Here is a 23,944-nt window from a genome sequence, read left to right as displayed (position 1 = left end):
GCACCGGGTCAGCGGCGGACCGCCAGGGCGGGTGGCGGCGGCGCGGCCTCCAGGCGGAATCCCGTGACGAGATCCGGGCGGATCCGCAAGGCGCGGGTCATCGGCCGTCCCACCCAGGGGCGCAGCAGGTGCGCGTACCGGTCGACGTCCTCGGCAACGGCCACCGGTCGCGCGTAGCCGGTGACGACCACGCTCCATCCGAGATGGGTGTCGGGATCGATGACGTCCGCTTCGTACGCCACCACCACGCCGGGGGCACCGGCGGGTTCCGCCAGGGACGCCAGTGCCCCGCCTTCGTGGATCCGGATGACGACGTCCTCGCCCTCGACGAGGTGGTTCACCGGCCGAACGTCGGGCAGCGCGTGCCGCGTGAAGACGATGCGGCCCAGCGACACCGTGGCGAGGAGCCTCAGGGCCTCCGCCCTGTCCAGTTCCCGCATGTGCCGGGCGGGCGTCGTACCAGCGGTCCGACCTGCGGCTCCGTTCGGCTCCGCGATCACGAGACGACGAACTTCAGGTCGTGGTCGGCGGCGAGCACCCGCATCGACTTGACCACCAGGGGCGGGACGTCGCACAGCAGGAGCCGCGTTCCCGCCGTACGGCAGTGGCGGTTGAGCCGGGTCAGGAGGTCGATGCCGGCGCTGTCGCAGAAGGAGAGGCCGCACAGGTCCAGGACGATGTTCCGGTGGCCGGACCCGGCGAGTTCGCTCAGGCGTGGCCCCACTTGCCCGGCCGTGTAGAAGTCGAGCTCTCCGGCCAGGGACATCCGCAGACCCCGGTCGTCCCGGGCCACGGTCTTCAGGTCGATCAAGGCGGTCGTCATGGCGTCCTCCACGCTGCGTGCGGCTCCGTGGAGTCGCGCCGTTCCCCGTGCCCCGTCAGTCCATCCGGTGCCACCCGCGCCCGGGAGGGCCCGGCAGGCCCTCGGGGCAGGGCCGAAGGTCCCTTTCCGCAGGGCCGGGCCGGTGCCGGTCGTCCGGGGCCCTGGGCCGATCAAGGCCGATCAGGGTCGATCAGGGCCGATCGGCCCTGGCCGTCCGGCCGGTGCTACGGGCAGGATGCCGGTGTTCGTGCGTCCAGGACGAACGAACCCAGGCGAAGGAGTTGCGTCATGACCGGCAGCGGTGCCCCCTCCCCCGCGACGGAGCCCATCCGCGTCTTCCTGCTCGACGACCACGAGGTCGTACGCCGAGGAGTGCACGACCTGCTGGACGCCGAGCCCGACCTGACGGTGGTAGGCGAGGCGGGCACGGCGGAACAGGCACTGATCCGCGTTCCGGCGCTGCGTCCCCGGGTCGCGATCCTGGACGTACGGCTCCAGGACGGCGACGGGGTGAGCGTGTGCCGTGAACTGCGCTCGCGGATGCCCGGGCTCGCCTGCCTGATGCTCACCTCGTTCGACGACGAGGACGCGCTGCTGGACGCCGTGATGGCGGGGGCCTCCGGGTACGTCCTGAAGCAGATCACCGGCACCGACCTGGTGACCGCCGTCCGGACGGTGGCCGCCGGCCAGTCGATGCTCGATCCCGGGGCCACCACACGGCTGATGGCGCGCATGCGGGGGGACGTGCCCGAAGAGGAGCGGGTCCCGGGGCTGCCCGGCTTCACGGACCGGGAGAAGGAGATCCTCCTCATGGTCAGCGAGGGGCTCACCAACCGGGAGATCGGCAAACGGCTGTACCTCGCGGAGAAGACCGTCAAGAACATCATCTCGCGGCTGTTCGTCAAGCTGGGGGTGGAGCGGCGCGTCCAGGCCGCCGTGATCGCCAGCCACGCCCTGACCCCACCCGGCCGGCACCCGGCCGCCGCCCAGGCTCCGGCGCAGGCCCCGGCCCCGGCCCCGGCCCCGGCCCCGGAGTAAGCCCGGCGTAGGCCCCGGCCCTCCCGGGCAGCAGGCACCTCAGCGGGGGTCCGCAGTGATGCGGAACCTCAGTCGGCAGATCACCGCGTCGGTGTCCCGGCGTACCGCGTGGGCGACCACCGAGCCGCGCTGGTTCTGCAGCATCCGCTGCCAGAGGCGTTCCGGCTCGGTCTCCGGGATCAGGACGGTCACCTGGGTCTCCGGCTGCCGCTCCGTCAGCTCGCGGACGTAGCCCGATACGGGACGGCCCAGCGAGCGGGTCGGTGAGGGGAGTTCGACGAGCTCGATGCCGGGGTTCCACAACTCCCAGTCCCGACGCAGCGCTTCGGCGGCCCGCCGGTCCTCGGGCGCCGGGTGGGTGACGGTCACCGCCAGGACCTCGTCGCCGAGCGAGCGGGCCGCGGTCAGCGCCCGGCAGGTCAGCAGCGACAGCCCCGACACGGGGACGACGACCAGGGAGCGGGAGCGCTCCGGGGGCTGCGGGACCCGGCCGAGTTCCAGGCGTTCACCGATCTGCCCGTAGGCGCGGTGCACCTTCTCGAAGGCCAGGACGATCAGCGGCAGGGCCACGACGATCAGCCAGGCCCCTTCGGTGAACTTGGTGGCCGTCACCACGACCGCGGACACACCGGTGAGCAGCGCGCCGAAGCCGTTGAGCACCGCTTTCGCCCGCCAGCGGGCGGGGCGTTCCAGCGACCAGTGACGGACCATGCCGACCTGGCAGATGGTGAAGCCGACGAACACCCCGATGGCGAAGAGCGGCACCAGGGTGTTGGCGTCTCCGCCGGAGAACAGCAGCAGGGCGGCGGACACCAGGGCCAGCCAGACCACACCGTGCCGGTGGACCTGCCGGTCGGCCTTGAGCGCGAACACGTGCGGGAGGTAGTTGTCCCGGGCCAGCAGGCTCATCAGGACGGGCAGCCCGCCGAAGGAGGTGTTCGCGGCGAGCGCCAGCAGCACCACGGTGGCGAACTGGACCACGTAGAAGGCCGCGTTGTGGCCGAAGGAGGCATCGGCGAGCTGGGCGAGGACGGTCACGCCCTCCACCGGCTGCAGGTGGAAGCGGCCGATGAGCAGGGACAGGCCGATCAGCATCACGCCGAGCAGCGCCCCGAGGGCGACCTCGGTGCGCTGGGCGCGGCGGGCGGCCGGTGCCCGGAAGGAGGGTACGGCGTTGGCGACGGCCTCGACGCCGGTGAGTGCGGAGCAGCCTGCGGCGAAGGCCTTGAGCAGGAGCAGCGCGCCGACGGTGGTGGCGCCGTCGCCGAGGGCGGAGGCGTGCCCCGCGGCGGTCTCGGTGGACACCGGCCCGTCGCGGAACAGACCGACGGTGATCATCGCGAGGATCGAGCCGACGAACACGGCCGTGGGCACGAGGAACGCCTTGGCCGAGTCGACGACGCCGCGCAGGTTCACGGCCGTGACCAGCACGAGCACGCCCGGGCAGATCCACACCCGCTCCCCGTACAGCGAGGGGAACGCCGAGGTCAGGGCGGCCACACCGGCGGTGACCGACACGGCGACGTTCAGGACGTAGTCCAGGATCAGCGAGGCCGCGGCGACCAGGCTCGTACGCGGGCCGAGGTGCCGCTTGGCCACCGCGTAGGAGCCGCCGCCGTCGGGGAACGCGGCGATGACCTGTCGGTACGAGGCGACCAGTACGGCCAGCAGCGCGGCGATCGCCAGGGTCACCGGGAGGGTGAAGCCGAGGCCGTACCCCCCGGCCGCGGCGAGCACGAGCACGATCGACTCCGGGCCGTAGGCGACGGAGGCCATGGCGTCCAGGGAGAGCGCGGCGAGGCCCTGGAGCGCGGTCAGCTTGTGCCGCTCCCCCGGCTCGGCCGCCGGCCCGGCGCCGGTATCAGGGGGCTCCTCCTGACCCGGCCCCTGGCCGGCAGCGGTCGGTTCTCCTGTGTGTATCGCCATGTCGCCGTTCCTCCGAAGTGGGCAGAGTGAGGACAGCGTCGGAGCCGCTCACCGCGGCCGCCGGCCACCTTGGCGAGATCCATACGCCGGCCGGACCACTCTTCACGCCTTCCGTACGCCGAACCCGGCAGATCGTATGGGACGCGTCAGGGCCTTGCCAGGGCACGTGTGATCGTCGCGCTGTGTCTGCTCGGCCCTCCGGTGACCGCGCTGATCAGGCCCGAGAGGTTCTGAATCCGGGGCTCCGCGTCAGGGCTGCGTCAAGGGTCGCCCCGCCCCCGTATGGACCCCGTCAAGGTGTCTTAACGCGGAGCCCCACTCGCGCTTTGCTCGATCTCGGCCACTCCGGCCGATTCCACTTCATCACTTCATCAGGAGCTCACGATGGCCGATCTGGCCTTCGTCGTCACCACGGTCGCGGTGTTCGCGCTGGTGGCTCTCATCGCCCGAGGGGTGGCCAAGCTGTGATCGTCGAGAACATCGTCGGCCTCGTCGTGGCCGTCTCCCTGCTCGGATACCTCGTCCTCGCCCTCGTGTACCCGGAGAGGTTCTGAGCCGGCATGAGTCCCCAGACCGCTGGTGTCCTCCAGCTCCTCGCACTGATCGCCGCGCTCGCCCTGGCCTACCGCCCGCTGGGCGACTACATGGCCCGCGTCTACTCCTCCGAGAAGCACTACAAGCCGGAGAAGTGGATCTACAAGGTCATCGGCGCCAACCCCTCGGCCGAGATGCGCTGGCCCGCGTACCTCCGCGCCGTCCTCGCCTTCTCGGCGGTCGGCGTCCTCTTCCTCTACCTGCTCCAGCGCCTGCAGGGCGTCCTGCCCGGCTCACTCGGCTTCGCCTCGATCGACCCGGACCAGGCCTTCAACACCGCCGCCTCCTTCGTGGCCAACACCAACTGGCAGTCCTACGCGGGCGAGCAGGCCATGGGCCACGTCGTGCAGACCGGCGGCCTCGCGGTACAGAACTTCGTCTCGGCCGCCGTCGGCATGGCCGTCGCGGTCGCCCTGGTACGGGGCTTCGCGCGCTCCCGTACCGGTGAACTGGGCAACTTCTGGGCCGACCTGGTCCGCGGCACCGTCCGGATCCTGCTGCCGCTCTCGGTGATCGGCGCGCTGGTCCTGGTCGCCTGCGGTGCGATCCAGAACTTCGCCGGCATCCACGAGGTCGGCCAGTTCCTGGGCGGCACCCAGCAGTGGAACGGCGGCGCGGTCGCCTCCCAGGAGGTCATCAAGGAACTGGGCACGAACGGCGGCGGCTACTTCAACGCCAACTCCGCCCACCCCTTCGAGAACCCCACCCCCTTCTCCAACCTCTTCGAGATCTTCCTCATCCTCGTCATCCCCTTCGCGCTGACCCGCACTTTCGGCCGGATGGTCGGCAACCTGCGCCAGGGCTACGCGATCCTCGCGACGATGGCCGTCATCTGGATCGGCTTCACCGCCCTGATGATGTGGACCGAGTTCGCCCACCACGGACCGGCGTTCGACGTCGCCGGCGGGGCGATGGAGGGCAAGGAGACCCGCTTCGGGATCGGCGGCTCGTCGATCTTCGCGGTGGCCAGCACCCTCACGTCCACGGGCGCGGTGAACTCGTTCCACTCCTCCTTCACCGGCTTCGGCGGCGGCATCGCGATGCTGGGCATGCAGCTGGGCGAGATCGCGCCCGGCGGTGTCGGCTCCGGTCTCTACGGCATGCTGGTCATGGCGATCATCGCGGTGTTCATCGCCGGACTGATGGTCGGCCGCACCCCCGAATACCTCGGCAAGAAGATCGGCACTCGCGAGATCAAGCTCGCCGCCTGCTACATCCTCATCACCCCGGCCCTGGTGCTCTGCTTCACCGCCGCCGCGATGGCCCTGCCCACCCCGCCGCACTCGATGCTCAACTCCGGCGCCCACGGCTTCTCCGAGGTCCTCTACGCCTACACCTCCGGCGCCAACAACAACGGCTCCGCCTTCGCGGGCCTGAACGCCGACACCCAGTGGTTCAACACCACCATCGGCCTCGCCATGCTGCTCGGCCGGTTCCTGCCCATGGTGTTCGTCCTCGCGCTGGCCGGCTCGCTCGCCGAGCAGAAGCCCGTCCCCGAGACGGCGGGAACCCTGCGCACGGACAAGCCGCTCTACGCCGGCCTGCTCGTCGGCACGATCATCATCATCACCGGTCTGACCTACTTCCCGGCCCTCGCGCTGGGCCCGCTCGCCGAAGGGCTGGCGTCATGACCTCCGACACCAGGAAGCAAGAGGACGTCATGTCGACCGTGACTCCGACCCGTGCCCCGCACCAGGACGTACCCACCGGCCAGAAGCCGGAAGGCGGCCGCGTCGGCGGAGGGCTGTTCGACCCCAAGCAGCTGCTGAAGTCCTTCCCGGACGCCGTGCGCAAGCTCGACCCCCGGATCATGATCAAGTCCCCGGTCATGTTCGTGGTCCTGATCGGCTCGGTGGTCACCACCGTGCTGGCCGTCAAGGACCCGACGGACTGGTTCGGCTGGGCGATCACCGCCTGGCTGTGGCTCACCACGATCTTCGCCAACCTCGCGGAAGCGGTGGCCGAGGGCCGGGGCAAGGCCCAGGCCGACACCCTGCGCAAGGCCAAGACCGACTCCGTCGCCCGCCGCCTGACCCAGGACGGCCGGGGCGAGGAACAGGTCCCCGGCACCGAGCTGCGCATCGGCGACCTCGTCGTCTGCGAGGCCGGCGACGTCATCCCCGGCGACGGTGACGTCGTCGAGGGCGTCGCCTCCGTCGACGAGTCCGCCATCACCGGCGAATCCGCGCCCGTCATCCGGGAATCCGGCGGCGACCGCAGCGCGGTCACCGGCGGCACCAAGGTCCTCTCCGACCGGATCGTCATCAAGATCACGACGAAGCCCGGCGAAACCTTCATCGACCGCATGATCGCGCTCGTGGAAGGCGCCGCCCGGCAGAAGACACCCAACGAGATCGCGCTCAACATCCTGCTCGCGTCCCTCACCATCGTCTTCCTGCTCGCCGTCGTCACCCTCCAGCCCTTCGCGATCTACGCCGGCGCCGAGCAGTCGATGATCGTGCTGACCGCCCTGCTGGTCTGCCTGATCCCCACCACCATCGGCGCCCTGCTGTCCGCGATCGGCATCGCAGGCATGGACCGCCTCGTCCAGCGCAACGTCCTGGCCATGTCCGGCCGGGCCGTCGAAGCCGCCGGTGACGTCTCCACGCTGCTGCTCGACAAGACCGGCACCATCACCCTCGGCAACCGCCAGGCCTCCGAGTTCGTCCCCGTCAAGGGCACGACGGAAGCCGAGCTGGCCGACGCCGCCCAGCTGTCCTCCCTCGCCGACGAGACCCCCGAGGGCCGCTCCATCGTGGTCCTGGCCAAGGAGAAGTACGGGCTGCGAGAGCGCCACCAGGGCGAACTCGCCCACGCCGAATGGATCGTCTTCACCGCCCAGACCCGCATGTCGGGAGTGGACGTCGACGGCCGCAAGGTCCGCAAGGGTGCGACCGGCTCGGTCATCTCCTGGGTGAACGAGCGCGGGGGTTCCGTCGCGGACGACGCGCAGGCGCTCACCGACGCGATCTCGCAGGCCGGCGGGACCCCGCTGCTCGTCGCCGTCGAGGACGAGAACGGTGCCCGGGTCCTGGGTGTCATCCACCTCAAGGACGTCGTCAAGGAGGGCATGCGCGAGCGGTTCGACGAGCTGCGCCGCATGGGCATCAAGACCGTCATGATCACCGGCGACAACCCGCTCACCGCGAAGGCCATCGCCGAGGAGGCCGGTGTCGACGACTTCCTCGCCGAGGCCACCCCCGAGGACAAGATGGCCCTCATCAAGCGGGAGCAGGCCGGCGGCAAGCTCGTCGCGATGACCGGCGACGGCACCAACGACGCCCCCGCCCTCGCCCAGGCCGACGTAGGTGTCGCCATGAACACGGGCACGTCGGCCGCCAAGGAGGCCGGCAACATGGTCGACCTCGACTCCAACCCCACCAAGCTCATCGAGATCGTCGAGATCGGCAAGCAGCTCCTCATCACCCGCGGCGCCCTGACCACCTTCTCCATCGCCAACGACGTGGCGAAGTACTTCGCGATCATCCCCGCCATGTTCGCCGTGGTCTACCCGGGCCTGGACAAGCTCAACATCATGGGCCTGGCCTCCCCCGAATCGGCCATCCTGTCCGCCGTCATCTTCAACGCGCTGATCATCATCGCCCTCGTCCCGCTCGCCCTCAAGGGCGTCCGGTACAGGCCGACCAGCGCCGACAAGATGCTCCGCCGCAACCTCGGCCTCTACGGCGTCGGCGGCCTGATCGCCCCGTTCATCGGCATCAAGATCATCGACCTGCTCATCTCCCTCATCCCCGGAATCGGCTGATACCCGCCATGAACAACTCCGCAGGCAACACAGCACGCCTGATCGGCGCGGGCCTGAGGGCCCTGCTCGTCCTGACGCTCGTGTGCGGCGTGCTCTACCCCCTCGCCGTCACCGGGGTCGCCCAGGCCCTGTTCAACAACAAGGCCAACGGCTCCGAGATCAAGGACAAGAGCGGCAACGTCGTCGGCTCCTCCCTCATCGGACAGAGGTACGACCTCCCCAAGAACGACCCCGACGACGCCGAAGAGGCGGCCAAGCCGGACCTCAAGTGGTTCCAGCCCCGGCCCTCCAACGGCCTCGGCAGCAACAGCGTCAACACCCAGTACTCCCTGATCCTCTCCGGCGCCACCAACAAGGCCGGCGACAACCCGGACCTCGTCAAGCTGGTCACCGACGCCAAGGAGGCCGTGGTCGACGACAACTCGACGGCGACCCACAAGGTCAGGCCCCAGGACGTACCGGCCGACGCGGTCACCTCCTCCGGCTCCGGCCTCGACCCGAACATCTCCCCCGCCTACGCCGAACTCCAGGTCCACCGGGTCGCCGAGCGCAACGGGCTCGACGTCAAGCGGGTCGAGGAGCTCGTCGCCGACCACACCCAGGGCCGCACCCTCGGCTTCATGGGCGAACCCCGCGTCAACGTCCTCGAACTCAACACCGCCCTCAAGGCACTGACCGAGAACTGATGGTTCGCCTCACACGGGCCGGGAGCCGGCGGGGTGCGCACCGTTCGCACCCCGCCGGCTCCTCACCGTTCCGCCCACGAAGAAGGAAGGCTGCACGCCGATGACCCGGGTGCTGGTGGTGGAGGACGATCCCCAGCTCGTCCGCGCGCTCAAGATCAATCTCCAGGCGCGGAAGTTCGAAGTCGAGGAGGCCCCCGACGGCAGCTCCGCCCTGCGGCTCGCGGCGGCCCGCAAACCCGACGTCATCGTCCTCGACCTCGGGCTGCCCGACATGGACGGCATCGACGTCATCAAGGGGGTGCGGGGGTGGAGCCGCGTCCCGATCCTCGTCCTGTCCGCCCGGCACACCTCGGAGGAGAAGATCCGGGCACTGGACGCCGGTGCCGACGACTACGTCACCAAGCCCTTCAGCATGGACGAACTCCTGGCCCGGCTCCGCGCGGCCACCCGGCGGCAGGCGGATCCGGAGCAGCGGACCAGCGACATCACTCTGGTGGCGACCGACGGGTTCACCATCGACCTGCTCGCCAAGAAGGTCCAGCGCGGCGACCTGACCGTACGGCTCACCCCGACGGAGTGGCACCTGCTGGAGATCCTCGTCACCCACCCGGGTCACCTGGTCTCCCAGAGCCGGCTGCTGCTCGAAGTCTGGGGCCCGACCTACAGCGACAACACGAACTACCTGCGCGTCTACATGGCCCAGCTACGGCGGAAGCTCGAAGCGGACCCCTCCCACCCCCGGTACCTGATCACGGAACCGGGCATGGGTTACCGCTTCGAACCCTGAAGGGAGGTCGACCGGGGCCCGCCGGAGCGGGCCCCGCCGTCAGCAGATCGTGCCCGGGGCAGCCGCCACAGCCCTCAGCAGGTCGCGTACCAGGTCGAAATCGATGTCCCCCGGCTTGCGGAACCGCAGACACCCCTTGCCCATGTCCTGTCCGGCCAGCCGCTCCTCGAACGCCTCCCGGACATCGCTGCGCATGAGGTAGAAGGAGACGTACTGCTTCTGACTCGCGAAGGCGATCTCGGCGGCACCCTCCCGCTCGTAGGCGGGCATGCCGTACGCCATGACCTCGTCGAACCCCTTGAGCTCGGCCCGGCACAGCCGCCTCAGCCTGGTCAGGGCATCCCTGCGCCCGTCCGGCAGCTCGGCCAGATACCCGTCGACGTCGCCCGCACCGCTCCGCACCATGCTCTGAGCCTAGCCAGTCCAGCCCCCGGGTGCCGGATCCTTCTGTTGCGGCCCCGCCCGGGTCGACGCTCTCGTCGGGGGCGTCGACGAGGCAGCGCGGCTCCTCCACTCCCGAACACCGAAACAGCCACGCGACACCAGCCTCTCGCATCGGCACCGGCGAAGTTCTGGATGTCCCACCCTCGCCCCCATGGATACGGGCCCCGGGAACGGGGCAGCGGGCGGCGGCCCCCCGGAGTATCGACAACAGCCGCCCCCTGACGGTACTTTCCATACATGTATAAAAACTCACGAGGGCGCCCCGGCGCGGTGCTCGCCGCAGCAGCCGTGGCCCAGTTCGTCGTTGCCCTGGACATGTCGGTGGTCAACGTCGCACTCCCCGCGATCCGCACCGCACTGGGATTCGCGCCGCTCGACCTGTCCTGGGTCGTCCACGTCTACGCGCTCACGTTCGGCGGGTTCCTCCTGCTGGGCGGCCGCGCCTGCGATCTGTTCGGCCGCCGACGGCTGTTCGTGCTGGGCCTCGCCGTCTTCGGCCTGTGCTCGCTGGCGGGCGGGCTGGCCCAGCTGCCCTGGCAGCTGATCGCCGCCCGGGCCGGTCAGGGCCTGGGCGCCGCCGCGGCCGCGCCGGCCGCGCTGGCTATGCTCACCACGACCTTCCCCGAGGGTCCACGACGCGTCCGCGCGCTCGGAGTGTGGAGCGCCGTGAACGCCGCGGGGGGCGCACTGGGCGTGCTGGCGGGTGGACTGCTGACCGAATACGCGGGCTGGCGCTGGGTGATGCTGATCAACCTCCCCATCGTCGCGGCGGCTCTCGCGCTGGTCCCCGCAGGCGTGCCCGCCTCGACACGGCCCGCCCGGCGCGAGAGGCTGGACGGGCTCGGCGCGGTCCTCGCGACCGGCGGAATCGGGCTGCTGGTGTTCGGTGTCGTACGCACCGACACCCGTGGCTGGGGCTCCCCGGCCACGTTGACGACCCTCGCCGCCGCGGCCGCGTTACTGGTCGCCTTCGTCTTCGCCGAATCCAGGGTGTCCAGCCCTCTCCTGCGGCTCGGCCTTCTCCGCAGCCGCTGGGTCGCCGGCGCCAACGTGCTCGTGTTCCTGGCCGCGGCCGGGCAGTTCGCGGCGTTCTACTTCGTCTCCCTGTACATGCAGCAGGTCCTGGGCATGGGTGCGGCGGCGACCGGCGCCGCGTTCCTGCCCTTCTCCGCGGGCCTGGTCGCGGGCACCATCGTGGCAACCCGCGTCACCGCCCACCGCAACCCCCGTACGTCCCTGGTGCCCGGCGCCCTGATGGCCGCCGCGGGCCTCGGCTGGTTCGCCTTCATCACCCCCGACGGCGGCTTCCTCACCGACGTACTCGGCCCGTCCATCATCACCAGCGTCGGCGCCGGACTGGTCCTGGCCCCGGTCGCCGCCGCCGCGACCACCGGAGTCGCCCCGCACGAGGCCGGCATGGCCTCCGGCCTCATGAACAGCTCCCGCCAACTCGGCGGCTGCGTCGGCCTGGCAGCCCTCGCCACCATCGCCGCACACCGCACCGGGACCGCCACCGATCCCGCCGCGCTCAACGACGGCTACGCCCTGAGCCTGGCCGTCACCGCCGCCCTCTTCGTACTCGCGGCGGTCGTGGCCATCGGCGCGCTGCCCCGACGCCGGGCCGCCGCACCCGTCCCGCAACCCACCATCCCCGCGAAGGACCGGATGGAAGGAACCAGGTCGTGACGAGCGCCACCGTCGTGCCGCCGGCACTTCGAGAGGCGAACTGACACGCGCCGACCGGCGGGTGGCCCGGCAGATCACTGCCGGGCCACGTCGGCCGCGGGCCGCCCTCGACCAGGACGGCAGGTCAGTCCTCGACCGCCCGGTAGAGGGTGGTCCAGAAGTCGCTGATGAGGCGCGCCGAATCCGGAGTGGACATCCCGGTCTGGGTGAGGAGGATGCCGACGATCCCGTTGTCCGGGTCGGCGTACGTGGTGGTGCCGGTCCCGCCGTCCCAGCCGAACTGGCCGATGGGCGCGTAGTCGCCGCGGTAGGTGCGCACCGCCATCCCGAAGCCCCAGCCGCCGTGCTGCCCCTGGCCGTGCGACAGGTGGACGACCTTGCGGGCGCGGTCTTCCCGGTCGGCCAGCTGCTCGGCGGGGAGACGGTTGGTGGTCATGAGCTCGACGGCGGGCCGGGACAGGATCCGCCGGCCGCCGTGCGTCCCGTGGCCCAGCAGCATCCGGAAGTAGGCGTGGTAGTCGTCGACGGTGGAGTCGAGTCCGCCGCCGCCGGACTGGAACGCCGGGGGCCTGCTGTGGTGTCCCCCCTCGGCCTCGTCCGCAACGGTGAACTCCCCGGTCCGCGGATCGGGGGCGTACAGGGGCGGCAGCCGGTCGATCTTGTCGGCGGGCACGTGGAACCCCGTGTCCTTCATCCCCAGCGGCTCGAAGACGCGCTCGCGCAGGAACGCCTCGAACGACCGGCCGGTGACCCGGGCCACCAGCACTCCGAGCACGTCGTCGCCGACGTTGTACAGCCACCGTTCCCCCGGCTGGTGCATCAGCGGGAGCGTGCCCAGGCGGCGCATCCACTCGTCCGGCTCCGGCGCCGGCAGCAGCCATCCGTCCTCCTGGCCGTACACCCCCCGCTCGAAGAACGCGCCCATGATCGGCGAGGTCGGCGCCGTCATGTCCAGCCCCAGCCCGAGCGTGGAGGTGAGCAGGTCCCGAACGGTGATCGGACGCCGCGCCGGCACGGTGTCCTCCAGCGGGCCGTCGGGCCGCCTCAGCACCTTCCGGTCGGCGAGCTCGGGCAGCCACCGGTCCACCGGGTCGTCCAGGCGTATGCGGCACTCGTCCAGCAGGACCATCGCCGCGGCGGACGCGACCGGCTTGGTCGTCGAGGCCATCCGGAAGATGGTGTCCCGGCTCATCGGCCGCCCGCCGTCATGACGCATCGTCCCCATCGCTTCGACGTGCGTCTCCTCGCCCCGGCTCACCAGGGCGACGAGCCCAGGAATCCTTCCGGACTCCACAGGCCGTAACAGCACCTCCCACAGCCTGCGCAGGCCTTCTCCGGAGAAGCCCTTGTCGCCTTGTCCCACTGTGAATCCCCCTGCTCGATCTTGCGAACTCCAGTTCGATGCGACGGGCGCGATGCGCGCCGTCGCCTTTGCGGTGCTGCCGCCGACATGCGGCGGGGGTGACCCGCCGGGAGCCTCCCCCTCGGCCACGCGCCGTGCCGCGGTCAGGCCGCGCCGTCGGCTTCGGCGGCTGCGCGCTCGATGTCCTCGGTGAGCCGCTTGCGCGCCCGGGCGGGGACGTACCCACCGTCCGAGTAGTTCTGGGCGAAGGCCTCGACGAACTCCACCGGGTCCTCCCCGACGATCTCGCGGATCGGCGTGCCGTCCGCGGCGGCCTGCTCGAACAGGTCCGCCAGGTCCTCGAACATCGACGCGTTGCTGTCGGCGTCGACCGGCACGAAGTGCATCAGGTGCCGCTCGATCGCCTCGACGGACGCCCGGTACCCCCCGGGCAGCTCCTTGACGCGCGCCTTGTACGCCCTCCACCGCTTCTTGGGCCCGATCACCTTCGCGATGATCCCGCTCTTCTCCACCTCGGACATGACTACCCGCCCTCCCCTTCGCGGAGCTGTTCCAGTCGTTCCGCGAGGAAGCTCCACGTCCCCCAGAACTCTTCGAGATATTCCCGCCCCCGGGCGTTGAGGGAGTGCACCTTGCGCGGCGGCCCCTTCTCCGAGGCGACCTTCTCCACGTCGACGAGACCACGCTTCTCCATCCTGATGAGCAGCGCGTAGACGGTCCCCTCGGCGATGTCGGAGAAGCCCTGCTCCCTCAGGCGTGCCGTGATCTCGTACCCGTAGGCGGGCCTGCCGGCCAGTGACGCGAGGATGATGCCCTCCAGCGTGCCCTTGAGCATCTCGGTCAGCAGCTTGGCCATGGAACGCCTCCTCCCCGAGCTATTCAGCGTCGTTGACTACCAGTAGAACGTAACACTGACTACCGGTACTCAACAAGACCGATTAGCGATGAAGGAGGGTACGCCCCGCAACCGTGAACGGGCCCGAAGGCGCCGTGAGTCGGAGTACCCGGAGTGCGATGCGTACTGCTTCCCGGCCGTCCGTGAGGTCGACCTGGACCTGCGCGGGGGCGAGATCACCGCGCTCATGGGCCGCAACGGCTCGGGCAAGTCCTCCTTGCTGTGGGCCCTCCAGGGCTCCGGGCCGCGCAAGGCCGGCTCCGTGGCCGTCGTGGCACCCGACGGCGCCCGGCCGCACCGGGATCCGCGGAAGCTGTCCGCCGCCGAGGCCCGGCAGCTGGTCGGGCTGGTCCCGCAGACCCCCACCGACCTCCTCTACCTGGAGAGCGTGGAGCAGGAACTGGATCAGGCCGACACCGAGTCCGGGGTCGCCGCCGACGGGGTCCGGGCCCGCGCCGTCCTGGACCGGCTGGCGCCCGGCATCCCCGACGCCACCCACCCCCGCGACCTGTCCGAGGGCCAGAAGCTCGCCCTCGTCCTCGCGATCCAGCTGACCGCGGCACCCGGGGTGCTGCTCCTCGACGAGCCCACCCGCGGCCTCGACTACCGGGCCAAGACCGAGCTGATCCGCATCGTCGACGACTTGGCCGCCGAAGGACGCGCCGTGGTGATCTCCACCCACGACGTCGAGTTCGTCGCCCGCGCCGCCGACCGCGTCGTGGTCATGGCCGAGGGCGACGTCGTCGCCGACGGTCCCACCACCGAGGTCATCGTCGCCTCCCCCGTCTTCGCCCCGCAGACCACGAAGATCCTCGCCCCGCTCCCGTACCTCACGGTCGCCCAGGCGACAGCCACCCTCACCGACCTTGGGACGGACCGGGCCTCATGACCGCACGTGCCGCAGCCATCCGGATCAAGGCACGCGCCGGCATCGTCATCGCCATGGCGGCCTTCCTCGGCGTCGTCGCCTTCTTCTGGCCGTTCCTCGTGGCCCCGGGAACATCCTGGTCCTCGCCGGCCGGGTCTACGGTCCGGGCTTCGGCTTCACCCTGGGCTGCACCTCGCTGTTCGCCTCCGCCCTCATCACGGGCGGGCTCGGGCCCTGGATGCCGTACCAGATGTTCGGCTGCGCCTTCGTCGGCATGCTCGCGGGCTTCCTCCCCCGGGCGACGGGCCGCCGCGAGGTCCTGATGCTCGCCGTCTACGGCTCCGTCTCCGGCTACCTCTTCGGCTTCCTCCTCAACCTCTCCTTCTGGCCCTTCTCCCTCGACCCGAACAGCTCCATCGCCTACCTGCCCGGCCTGCCCTTCACCGAGCAGTTCCAGCGCTACCTCGCCTTCGACCTGGCCACCTCCCTCGGCTGGGACACCGGCCGCGCCGTCACCAACTTCGTCTGCATCTGCCTGGCGGGCCCGGCCGTCCTCACGGTCTTCCGCCGCGCCGCGCGCAAGGCCCGCTTCCAGGCCCCCATCCGCTTCGCTCCCCGTAGGGCGGCGGACGGGGTCCCTAGGACACCGACCTCCGCGCGATAGCAAAGCCCCAGGTCAGCGACCTGAGGCTTGCTCGTTTCCCTGGGCCGGCGGGAAGGTTGCCCCCGCTGGTGGTCAGGCGTGCTTGTCCGCGGGGTGGCGGGTGGGCTGGACCGACCAGGTCGGGGGCTCGTCGTTGCCCGAGTCCTCGTCGCGTTCCGCGTCGGCGAAGGTCGCGTGGATCTTGCCCGGGGCGTGGTGGACGGGGGCGTAGACGGCGTAGAGCTGCAGGGGCTCGTCACCCGTGTTGGTGACGTTGTGCCAGGTGCCGGCGGGTACGAAGACCGCCCAGCCGTCCTCGACCTCCTGGTCGAAGTCGAGGTTGTCCTTCGCACTGCCCATCTGGACGCGGCCGCGGCCCGCGTCGAGCCGGAGGAACTGGTCGGTCTCCGGGTGGGCCTCCAGGCCGATGTCCTCGCCCACCGGGATCGACATGAGGGTCAGCTGGAGGTACTTCCCGGACCAGGCGACCGAGCGGTAGTTGGTGTTCTCCAGCGTCGCCTGCTCGAGGTCGAAACTCTGGGGTTCGGGCCCGATGTCCTTGATGGTCATGCTTCTCTCCCGGTCGACGGAGGCGGTACGCGTTCGGGCGCAGGTTTTGCGCCGGGCCAACCCTTCCAGATTCACCGGGGTGTCGTGACCCGACGCCAGTGACACTCGAGCCGGGCGGTCCCGGGCACCATTGCAGCCCCGACGAGAGCCGTTGGCCCCGACATCTCACCCGCCCACCGTGATCGGGCTCGTCAGCACCCGTCGCCGAGGTTGATCCCCGCCGCGGCGGCCGTGTGGACGACGTACAGCTGGATCAGTTCCATCGGGATCGCCAGAACGTTGAACCAGACGGTGGTACCGGCGACGAGACCCGACCAGCTCTCCCCGAGCCGGCGGCCGTACCGTCCGCGCAGCCGCCGTGCGAGCAGCACGCACACGGCCACCGCCGCCAGGCCGAGGCCGACGCCGGCCCACCCCGCAACGTACTCCGCCACCGGGAAGGGCAGGTGCCGGCAGGCTTCGCGCTGCCGGTCGGCCCACCCGTGCTCGATCTCCTGCGTGTGCAGGGAGGTAGCCACACCGGCCACGGTCAGCAGCGGCACCAGCAGCGCCGCCGTCACCGTGCCCGGCGTGACGGCACGCGGGCGCGCCGTGCCGTCGCTCGCGGCGGGGGAGGGCGAGGTGGTGGCCATCAGTACCAATCCGGTTCCGGGCGGACAATCCGGATGCGCTGCTCGCCCCCGTTCCTGTTCGCGATGTGTTCCCGGCTGTCCAGACTCACGTTCCGGAACGAGCTCGTGTGCTGGGTCAGCTTGATGTCTCCGTCCGGGGTGACCGAGGTGACGACGGCGGCGTGGTGGGTCTCGCCGGAGGCGGTTTCCGTGCCGGGAGCCACCTGCTCGTAGAAGACGATGTCACCGGGCCGTGCCTCCGTCCTCGGCACCTCCTTGCTGCCGTGGCGCAGCAGGAAGTTCTGCAGTCCCTCGGCCCGTGCCCATGACTCGGAGTGGTACGCGTGCTGGTCGAGCCAGTCCCAACCGGTCCCGCTCTGGCGGCCCCAGGCGTCGTCGCCCGTCAGCCCCGTCCAAGGGTCGATCTTCTTCCTCATGCCGCTCGCGTCCAGGCTCGACGACACGAAATTGGTGCAGTTGCCGAGCGCCCCGTAGTCGAGGTCGTCCTTCTTGTCCCAGTGGTCGGCGGATCCTTCCCGACGGGGATATCCGCCCTGAGGATGTCGAATTCGACGTGCGACGCCTCGACGAGGATCTCGTTGTGCGCCTGCGAGGTGTCGGAGACGTTGATGGTCTTCGCGAGCTTGTCCAGTTCGGCGGAGGCTTTCGCGTCCGCCTCGTAGGCTTCGCGCAGGGCCTCCTCTATCAGCCCGTTGACCTCGGATATCCGGCCCAGTTCCTTGGTGTGGGCGTCGCGAACGTTCTGCGGGACGTTCGGGCCGACGGGTGCAGCTCCCGTGTACGCGCCCACGGCTCGGCCGTCCTCGATGCTCAGCCCGTGCTCGCGCGCCAGCTCGGTCGCATGGAAGAGCGTTCGCTGGGCGAGGCCCAGCCGTGGTGGGCGCCGGCTGCCGTGTCGCTCGAATCTAGGGACTTCCGGAGATTCTCCAACGCCTTCTCGGCGGCTGAGCTCGCACCTCCCGCGCCTTGCCGCACGTAGTACGTCCCAATGTCCACATTCACGAATTCCCCCCCCGTGATCACTCCATCCACATCCTAAGCCGCCCTGATCATCACTCCCGGCCGCGACTCGTACAGCGCGACCGCGTCCACCTCGAACTCCGGCGGACACTTCTTCATGACCACGAGATGTCCGTTCTCAGATCCGGGGTTCCGGCAGCCAGCACTGCGGGCGACCTTGTCCTGGTCCGCCTTCGGCGAGGCGGGATCCCAGACCTCGGTGAGGAACAGCCGCAAGGTGTCACCCAGGGCGGCCGAGGATGCGGCGGACCGGGGCGTCAGGGTCGTCGTTGGTGACGAAGTCGACCCAGGTGGTGACGTGTTCGTTGCGGGTGCTGGTGCCGTCCCCGTCGGCGGCCGCGAGGTCGCTCGGCGCCCGCCACCAGCCGCGGAACTCCTTGCGCCATCTCCCGGGCCTCGGGGCAGTCCGCGGGGACGTTGCCGCCTGGAGGCGCACCGGACCGGCTGCCGCAGCGACGAAGGCACTGCTGCTGCGGCAGCCGGGCGTACGCCCCGTACCGCTCAGAGGCGGTTGAGGTACAGGCCGGCGTCGATGGAGTGGTCGACGGTGCCGGGGGCGCCGGTGGTCACTTCGGCGGTGGCGTACTGGCCGGTGTTGGTCGTGTCGGGAACCGCGTCGGAGTTGAGGTCCGCGGGTGCCCCGTTGGCTTGTACGGGCGACCAGACGAGGCCGCTCGCAGCGGGCGGGCGGCGGGAGTTGATCACGCTGGTGTCCGCGGTGGACTTGTCGAAGCGGACCTTGTACTTGGTGTTGGGGCGGACGCCGTGCTCGGGGCCGAAGTAGTAGGCGCCGTCGACGCCCGTGCGGACGGTGGCCATCACGGTGCCGTCCTCGGCCAGGAGCTGGACGGTGACGCCGGGGATGCCGGGTTCGTCGTCGTCGACGCTCTGGGCGCCGCCCTTGTTCTTGTCGTACCAGACGCGGCTGCCGATCTGGACGGCCGGTTCGTCGCAGAGGACTTCCAGATCGCCGAGGCCGTTGGCCTTGCCGAAACCGCCGTCGAGGGGGTCGTTGAGCTTCTGGAGCGTGAAGCCGTGCTCGCCGGGGTTGGCTCCGCGGCCACCGTTCTGGCGGTCGAAGTAGGCGGTGCCGCCGGTGAAGAACTGGCTGGCCGGGTCCATGGCGGTGGAGGCGATCCGCTGTTCGCGCAAGTGGAGGCCGATGGCGCCCTGGGCGGTCTCCAGGTGGGCGTTGGGCACGAAGTCGCCGGGGTAGAACTCGACGACGTTGGCGGGCTGGCCGCCGTTGGGGCGGGTGGGGGCGTTGTTCGGGCAGTTGCCCGTGCCCTCCCACTCGAAGGTGCCGTCGGCCTTGCGGCAGGCGCGGTTGAGGTCGCCGCCGGAGTCGGTGGTGCCGCTGTTGCCGTAGGCGGGGTTGGCGTTGGGCATTTCGTGGCCGGTCATGTCCGCGAACCGGTCGCGGAATCCGAGGACCATGTCGCCGTTGCTCTCGATGGCGATGTCGCTGAGCAGGGGCTCGGGGTGTGCGATGAGCTGCTGGGGGAAGCTGGATGCGCCCACGGTCCACGGGAACCAGCGGTTGTAGCCGGGGACCTGGACGTTCGCCTCGCCGCGCGGGAAGGTGAGCGGCTGCTGGTGGAGGGGTGTCGGGGCGAAGGTCGCGGTGACCGGGTTGTACGTCCAGACGACCGCCTTGAGGTCGGCGGCGTTCTGCGAGGACTCCGCGGAGCAGACTCCGCCGACGTAGACGACCCCGTCGCGGACGCCGAGGCCGAAGGGCCGCCAGTCGGAGGCGGCCCGGCAGCCGGGGTTGGGGATGGCGACCGAGGTCACCGGGGCGGCGGCGGTGGGCTGGCTGGTGTCGTAGGTGTAGAGCCTGCGGTCGTTGAGGTTGACGACGTACAGCTGGCGGTTGTCCTCGGAGATGTCGATGTCGCCGAGGGACTCCTTGCCGACCACGCCGACGAAGGGGCCGTCGAAGCGGACGGAGTCCTGGTGGGCGGTGGTGCCCGCGTTCGGGACAACGGTGAAAAGGGTGGTGGCGCCGCCCGCCCGGGGGGTGACGTAGATCGCGCCCTGCCCCGAAGGGCCGTAGACGGTGTGCCGCTTGGCATGGGCGCCGGTGAAGATGCGGCGCTGCGTCTTGTGGTACGCGACGCCGTAGGTGTTGCCGGTGTCGTTGCGGGTGGACAGAGTGGTCGTGTTGCCGGTGTTGCTGTCGCCGCGCTCGCGGAACGGGAAGGTGACCGTGGTGCGGACGCCACCGGACTTGGTGGCGGCGACCTGGCAGACCGTGCTGAGCCGGGCGTCGTCCTCGCACCAGTCGGCCGGGTTGCGCACACCCATGGTGAGCTCGGCGTCTCCGTCCAGAACGTCGATGATCGTGGCGTTGGACGCGAGGCCGCCGGCGGCTCCGAAGGTCGGCTGGAGGAAGGAGCCGTTGGGCATCCTCATCCGGACGTAGTACTTGCCGCCGGTCAGAACGGTGTTGGGCGGGAAGGTCGCGACTCCGTCGGAGCCGGTCACACCGGTGACCACGTTGCCGTCGACATCGGTCAGCTCGACGGTGATGCCGGCCGCGGGCACCTCGGATGCGGCGTCGTAGCGGCCGTTGGTGTTGGAGTCCCGGATGACCTTGATGCGGGCGGTGCCGTCGCTGGGATCGGCGCCGAGGGCGGGCTGTTGGAGCACACCGGTGGTCAGGGCAAGGCCGGCGGCGGCTGCCACCAGGGCCTTCCTCAGGGCTTTCAAGTCACTCCTCCATGTCACGCGTAGTAGCGGTGAACACGTTGAGTGACCATCGTTTCGCGTACCCGATCTTCACCGGAAGCCTCCCGCGACCGGTTCGCACTATTGAGTGACCCGTCACGCGAGGGAGGGCCTGTGCAGAACGGATTCAGCTCCGCTCCCCCAAGAGCTCCGCCCCAAGCGGCCGTTCGGGGGTGAAGGCGGGCGGGACGTAGAAGGCCCCGGAGGCCGTGGCGGTGACGAACCGCATGAGGTCATCACCCTCGTCCAGGCGTCGCTGGGTGGCGGTGAAGGTGCGCAGGCGGCGCTGGAAGCTGACGAACAGCAGCCCCTGGTCGTCGGGGCCATTGCGGTAGTCGTATCCCCGGCGGAGCATCCTGCCGCTGCCCGTGGCGTTCGGGTTGGCGCGCCGGGCATGGGCCATGGCGGGCACCAGGTAACGGCCGCGCGCCGACTTCGCCGAGAGGTCGAGCCTGCCCGACGGGCCACCGCCGCTCAACGGCGCACCGTCCCCCTTGCGGCGGCCGATCACCTCCTCCTGCCGGACCGGGGACTGGGCGAGGAAGCCGGGTACGTCGACGCGCAGCCGCCGCACGACGGCGACCGTGCCGCCGGCGAACGGACCGGGGCCGTCCAGCCACACCTCCCGGTCGAGCTCGGAGCGGGTGCGGGGGTTCTCGATCCCGTCGGGGAAGCCCAGCAGGTTGCGGACCGGACCGTTCCCCGGCAACCGGAAGCCCGCCTGCGACCACCGGCGGGAGGCGCCCTCGGCGGCGACGGTCTCGCCGAGACGCTCGTCCGCGAGAACAACGGCGGCGGCATCACGCCCGCACACCTGCACCATGAGGTCGCCGCCCCAGGTGCGGTCGCTCCGCTCCTCGCGCGCGAAGGCCGGCAGTTCCAGCCCGCCGGGCACGCCGCGGCCGGCGAGAGCCGCCACCCGCGGCCCCAGCCCGACCGTCACCGTCAAGTCCGCTGCCTCCGCCTCCTTGCGCAGCACCCCCAGTGCCTCCAGCAGGACTTCGCCGACGCGCGCGACCGCGGGAGCCAGGCCGGCCCTCGCGGGAAGTCCGTAGACCGACAGCAGCACATGTCCCTGCGGCTGCACCGGTAGGTCGACTCCGGCCTGGCGGGCGGGCACCTGCCGGGATGCGCCCTGCGCGGTGGAGTCGGCGGTGCCGGGCCCCGGGACCGCAGCGGTTCCGGAGGCCCCTGAGCGGCAAGCGGCCAGTGCCGCCATGGCGGGCAGCGCACCCAGCAACGACCGGCGAAGCATCGAGGAGTTGTCACCCTGCGTGGTCATGTGAGTACTCTACGCAGGAATGATCGGCTGCCGGTCACGCGGCCGACTCCACCCGCCCCCGGACGAGGACTCACGTGTCCGCTTCCCCCCTTCCCCGCCTGCTCCGGCTCACCGCCGTTCTGCTCGCCTGCGCGGCATCGGCCGCCTGCACGGCCCGGCCCGCCGGATCCACGGACGACGCGGGCCGCGCTCCGGCGACCATCCGCGTGCCGGCCGAGGCACCGACCATCGGCGCGGCACTCGCCCGCGCCCGCCCCCGTGACCTGGTACTGGTCTCCCCGGGCCGGTACCGCGAGACCGTCCGCGTACGAACGCGGCAGGTCACCCTGCGCGGCACCGACCGCAATCAGGTGATCATCGATGGCGAGGGCAGGCGCGGCAACGGCATCGTGGTCACCGCGCCCGGCGTGACCGTGGAGAACCTCACCGTCCGCAGCCATCTCCAGAACGGGGTACTCGTCACCGGCCTGAAGAACGGCGACGAGGGCGTGGGCCGCGGCAGCGACGGTTACCACCGCCTCGACCCGGCCGCCGACCCCCCGCTCGACGGCTTCCGCGTCCGGTACGTCACCGCGGCGAACAACGGCCTGTACGGCATCTACGCGTTCAACGCCCGCCGGGGCACCATCGAGCACAACTACGCTTCCGGCAGCGCCGATTCCGGCATCTACGTCGGCCAGTGCAAGCCCTGCGGGATCCTCGTGCGCGGCAACACCGCCGAGCGCAACGCCGTGGGCTACGAGAACACCAACGCCAGCGGCCCGCTGTGGATCGTCGGGAACCGCTTCACCGGAAACCGGGTCGGAATGACCGTCGGCTCCGACTACCTCGAAGCCCTCACCCCCCAGACCGGCGCCACCGTCGTCGGCAACCTCGTCGCCGACAACACCGCTGCCGACACGCCCGAACAGGCCGACGGCGGATACGGAATCGGCATCGGGATCGCCGGCGGTCGCGACAACACCGTCACCCGCAACCGCATCACCGGCCATCCGCGGGCCGGCCTGGTCCTCACCTCCAGCGAGGACCTGCCCCCCATCGGCAACCACGTGACGGCCAACGCCTTCGCCGCCAACGCGCTCGACGCCGCCTACGTCGCCCCGGCGCACGCCCCCGGGAGCGGCAACTGCTTCACCGGCCCTGTCGGGCACACCCTCCCCGCGGACCTTGCGAGGGTCATGGCCTGCCCGGCGCCCGCCACACCGGCTCCGGGCCCACGCACGCTCCCGGACACTCCCCCGGCGCCTCCCGGACTGCCGTTCCTCGACGTTCCCCTGCCTCCCGACCAGCCCCAGCTGCCCGGTGCCGCGACGGCCCCGGCCACTCCGTTCACCGGCGGGCCCGCCCCCATCGATCCGGCAGGTGTCCCCGTGCCCGCGCCCAACCTGCTCGCCGAGCACAGCCGGGACCGCCGATGAACCGCCGCACCGTACTGTCCGCCGTCCTGGTGTCCCTCCTGACACTGGCAGCCTGCTCCACCTCCGGCGACGACCCCAAAGCGTCCGCGCCCCGGCGGCTCACCCCCGAGGAGGCCGACCGCATGGCCGTGGCCCGGTTCACCGCCTACCGCCGTGGCACCGGCGAGGTCACCGCCACCATCCCCTCCGGCGGCCGGACCATCACCCTCACGGCGCGCGTCGACTGGCGCCGCCACCGGGGGTACGCCGAGGTCCGTGACAACGCCGAGCCCCCGGCCCGCGAGCTCGTGCACTGGACCCCCCACCACGTCGCCGCCCTCCCACAGTGGACCGGTGGGCTGCCGGACCGGCCTCCCTCCTCCGGTTGGGAGGTCCACCGGCTCCTTCCGCACGGGGGCGCGCTGGACTCCGTGCTCCTGCTCCTCCTCCACCTCGGTGCCGACCGCCCCGACAACGCCCAGCTCCTGGCCCGCAGCGACGCCCGCCGGCTCCGCGACGACCGGATCGGCGCAGTCCCCGTCCTCGTCGCCACCGGGCCGGGAGCCCCGGGCGCGCCCGCGGGACAAGGGCGGCCCAGCAACACCCGTTACTGGATCGACGGCGAGGGCCGACTGCTCCGCTTCCAGGCCCGGGTCGCCGGCGAGGCCCAGTGGTTCACCGCCGACCTCCCCGGGAGCGGCCCGGCCGAGCCCCTCCCCGCCGCACCCGCGCAACTTCCGCCGGCAACGGCGCCCGCCCGGTGATCCCCTCCAACCTGACCACTCATCAGTGGG

23 protein-coding genes and 2 pseudogenes are annotated in these 23,944 nt (G+C 71.0%); 11 read left to right on the top strand and 14 right to left on the bottom strand.

The genetic code is table 11. The features are described from left to right. Positions 1 to 8: 8 nt before the first annotated feature. Complete coding sequence (locus tag ABZW32_RS14380) at positions 9 to 440, bottom strand: pyridoxamine 5'-phosphate oxidase family protein (RefSeq protein WP_356215307.1); 432 nt, start codon at positions 438 to 440, stop codon at positions 9 to 11. Positions 441 to 496: 56 nt separating this feature from the next. Then, a complete protein-coding gene (locus ABZW32_RS14375) occupies positions 497 to 823 on the bottom strand; it encodes an STAS domain-containing protein (protein WP_356215305.1) in 327 nt (108 codons plus the stop codon). A 288-nt stretch (positions 824 to 1,111) separates the two neighbouring features. On the opposite strand from ABZW32_RS14375, the gene ABZW32_RS14370 reads away from it, so the two are divergent. Continuing rightward, positions 1,112 to 1,861, top strand: a complete 750-nt coding sequence (locus ABZW32_RS14370; protein WP_356215303.1) for a response regulator transcription factor — start codon at positions 1,112 to 1,114, stop codon at positions 1,859 to 1,861. A 39-nt stretch (positions 1,862 to 1,900) separates the two neighbouring features. Here the strand turns inward: ABZW32_RS14370 and ABZW32_RS14365 are convergent, their stop codons facing one another. After that, positions 1,901 to 3,787 carry an APC family permease gene (locus ABZW32_RS14365; RefSeq protein ID WP_356215301.1) on the bottom strand — a complete coding sequence of 629 codons (1,887 nt, stop codon included), beginning with the start codon at positions 3,785 to 3,787 and terminating at the stop codon, positions 1,901 to 1,903. 464 nt (positions 3,788 to 4,251) lie between these two features. Between ABZW32_RS14365 and kdpF the strand changes: the two genes are divergently transcribed. From kdpF to ABZW32_RS14340, 5 genes are all read left to right on the top strand, one after another. Further along, positions 4,252 to 4,341 carry a K(+)-transporting ATPase subunit F gene (gene kdpF / locus ABZW32_RS14360; protein WP_356215300.1) on the top strand — a complete coding sequence of 30 codons (90 nt, stop codon included), beginning with the start codon at positions 4,252 to 4,254 and terminating at the stop codon, positions 4,339 to 4,341. A gap of 6 nt (positions 4,342 to 4,347) precedes the next feature. Continuing rightward, complete coding sequence (gene kdpA / locus ABZW32_RS14355) at positions 4,348 to 6,012, top strand: potassium-transporting ATPase subunit KdpA (RefSeq protein WP_356215298.1); 1,665 nt, start codon at positions 4,348 to 4,350, stop codon at positions 6,010 to 6,012. Next, positions 6,009 to 8,147, top strand: coding sequence for a potassium-transporting ATPase subunit KdpB (kdpB, locus tag ABZW32_RS14350; protein ID WP_356215296.1), 2,139 nt, complete (start codon positions 6,009 to 6,011; stop codon positions 8,145 to 8,147). Before kdpA ends, kdpB begins: the two co-directional genes overlap by 4 nt. Before the next feature lie 8 nt (positions 8,148 to 8,155). Beyond that, positions 8,156 to 8,833 (top strand): potassium-transporting ATPase subunit C, encoded by a 678-nt coding sequence (locus ABZW32_RS14345; RefSeq protein WP_356215294.1) that lies wholly within the window; start codon positions 8,156 to 8,158, stop codon positions 8,831 to 8,833. Positions 8,834 to 8,933: 100 nt separating this feature from the next. Continuing rightward, entirely contained in the window at positions 8,934 to 9,620 is a 687-nt protein-coding gene (locus tag ABZW32_RS14340) for a response regulator (protein WP_356215292.1), read from the top strand. A gap of 39 nt (positions 9,621 to 9,659) precedes the next feature. Here ABZW32_RS14340 and ABZW32_RS14335 read toward each other — a convergent pair whose 3' ends face one another. Further along, entirely contained in the window at positions 9,660 to 10,025 is a 366-nt protein-coding gene (locus ABZW32_RS14335) for a DUF1801 domain-containing protein (RefSeq protein WP_356215290.1), read from the bottom strand. Between the two features lie 276 nt (positions 10,026 to 10,301). Between ABZW32_RS14335 and ABZW32_RS14330 the strand changes: the two genes are divergently transcribed. Continuing rightward, positions 10,302 to 11,750, top strand: a complete 1,449-nt coding sequence (locus tag ABZW32_RS14330; RefSeq protein ID WP_356215288.1) for an MFS transporter — start codon at positions 10,302 to 10,304, stop codon at positions 11,748 to 11,750. A 124-nt stretch (positions 11,751 to 11,874) separates the two neighbouring features. On the opposite strand, the gene ABZW32_RS14325 is transcribed toward ABZW32_RS14330, so the two are convergent. The 3 genes from ABZW32_RS14325 to ABZW32_RS14315 form a co-directional block, all read right to left on the bottom strand. Further along, positions 11,875 to 13,113, bottom strand: coding sequence for a serine hydrolase domain-containing protein (locus ABZW32_RS14325; RefSeq protein WP_356215286.1), 1,239 nt, complete (start codon positions 13,111 to 13,113; stop codon positions 11,875 to 11,877). Between the two features lie 143 nt (positions 13,114 to 13,256). Further along, a complete protein-coding gene (locus ABZW32_RS14320; protein ID WP_356215284.1) occupies positions 13,257 to 13,634 on the bottom strand; it encodes a DUF1048 domain-containing protein in 378 nt (125 codons plus the stop codon). Positions 13,635 to 13,636: 2 nt separating this feature from the next. Next, a complete protein-coding gene (locus ABZW32_RS14315) occupies positions 13,637 to 13,969 on the bottom strand; it encodes a PadR family transcriptional regulator (protein ID WP_356215282.1) in 333 nt (110 codons plus the stop codon). Between the two features lie 172 nt (positions 13,970 to 14,141). Here ABZW32_RS14315 and ABZW32_RS14310 point away from each other — a divergent pair. Beyond that, positions 14,142 to 14,897, top strand: a pseudogene (locus tag ABZW32_RS14310) (ATP-binding cassette domain-containing protein); the annotation flags it as partial. After that, positions 14,894 to 15,540 (top strand): annotated as a pseudogene (locus tag ABZW32_RS14305) (hypothetical protein). The pseudogenes ABZW32_RS14310 and ABZW32_RS14305, both read left to right, overlap by 4 nt. A 72-nt stretch (positions 15,541 to 15,612) precedes the next feature. Here the strand turns inward: ABZW32_RS14305 and ABZW32_RS14300 are convergent. From ABZW32_RS14300 to ABZW32_RS14270, 7 genes are all read right to left on the bottom strand, one after another. Further along, positions 15,613 to 16,089 carry a cupin domain-containing protein gene (locus tag ABZW32_RS14300; protein WP_356215281.1) on the bottom strand — a complete coding sequence of 159 codons (477 nt, stop codon included), beginning with the start codon at positions 16,087 to 16,089 and terminating at the stop codon, positions 15,613 to 15,615. A gap of 191 nt (positions 16,090 to 16,280) precedes the next feature. Continuing rightward, the gene (locus ABZW32_RS14295) at positions 16,281 to 16,721 is read right to left on the bottom strand and encodes a hypothetical protein (protein ID WP_356215279.1); all 441 of its coding nucleotides are present in this window, start codon (positions 16,719 to 16,721) and stop codon (positions 16,281 to 16,283) included. Beyond that, a complete protein-coding gene (locus ABZW32_RS14290; RefSeq protein ID WP_356215358.1) occupies positions 16,721 to 17,269 on the bottom strand; it encodes an amidase domain-containing protein in 549 nt (182 codons plus the stop codon). Before ABZW32_RS14290 ends, ABZW32_RS14295 begins: the two co-directional genes overlap by 1 nt. 487 nt (positions 17,270 to 17,756) lie before the next feature. Continuing rightward, the gene (locus ABZW32_RS14285; RefSeq protein ID WP_356215277.1) at positions 17,757 to 17,957 is read right to left on the bottom strand and encodes a hypothetical protein; all 201 of its coding nucleotides are present in this window, start codon (positions 17,955 to 17,957) and stop codon (positions 17,757 to 17,759) included. A 4-nt stretch (positions 17,958 to 17,961) separates the two neighbouring features. Beyond that, entirely contained in the window at positions 17,962 to 18,177 is a 216-nt protein-coding gene (locus ABZW32_RS14280) for a hypothetical protein (protein ID WP_356215275.1), read from the bottom strand. A gap of 65 nt (positions 18,178 to 18,242) precedes the next feature. Next, on the bottom strand, positions 18,243 to 20,453 hold the full coding sequence (locus ABZW32_RS14275; RefSeq protein ID WP_356215273.1) for an SdrD B-like domain-containing protein: 2,211 nt from the start codon (positions 20,451 to 20,453) through the stop codon (positions 18,243 to 18,245). Positions 20,454 to 20,598: 145 nt separating this feature from the next. Beyond that, positions 20,599 to 21,753 (bottom strand): Dyp-type peroxidase, encoded by a 1,155-nt coding sequence (locus tag ABZW32_RS14270; RefSeq protein WP_356215271.1) that lies wholly within the window; start codon positions 21,751 to 21,753, stop codon positions 20,599 to 20,601. A 74-nt stretch (positions 21,754 to 21,827) separates the two neighbouring features. Between ABZW32_RS14270 and ABZW32_RS14265 the strand changes: the two genes are divergently transcribed. Together ABZW32_RS14265 and ABZW32_RS14260 are read left to right on the top strand one after the other, a co-directional pair. After that, positions 21,828 to 23,171, top strand: coding sequence for a NosD domain-containing protein (locus tag ABZW32_RS14265; protein ID WP_356215269.1), 1,344 nt, complete (start codon positions 21,828 to 21,830; stop codon positions 23,169 to 23,171). Further along, positions 23,168 to 23,914: a hypothetical protein gene (locus ABZW32_RS14260; RefSeq protein ID WP_356215267.1), complete on the top strand. Its 747-nt coding sequence runs from the start codon at positions 23,168 to 23,170 to the stop codon at positions 23,912 to 23,914. The genes ABZW32_RS14265 and ABZW32_RS14260 overlap by 4 nt, the downstream gene beginning before the upstream one ends. The last annotated feature ends 30 nt before the right edge of the window (positions 23,915 to 23,944 follow it).

This window comes from Streptomyces sp. NPDC004667 (assembly GCF_040609475.1).
Taxonomy (GTDB): Bacteria; Actinomycetota; Actinomycetes; order Streptomycetales; family Streptomycetaceae; genus Streptomyces.
This window is presented reverse-complemented; position numbering and strand designations above follow the sequence as displayed.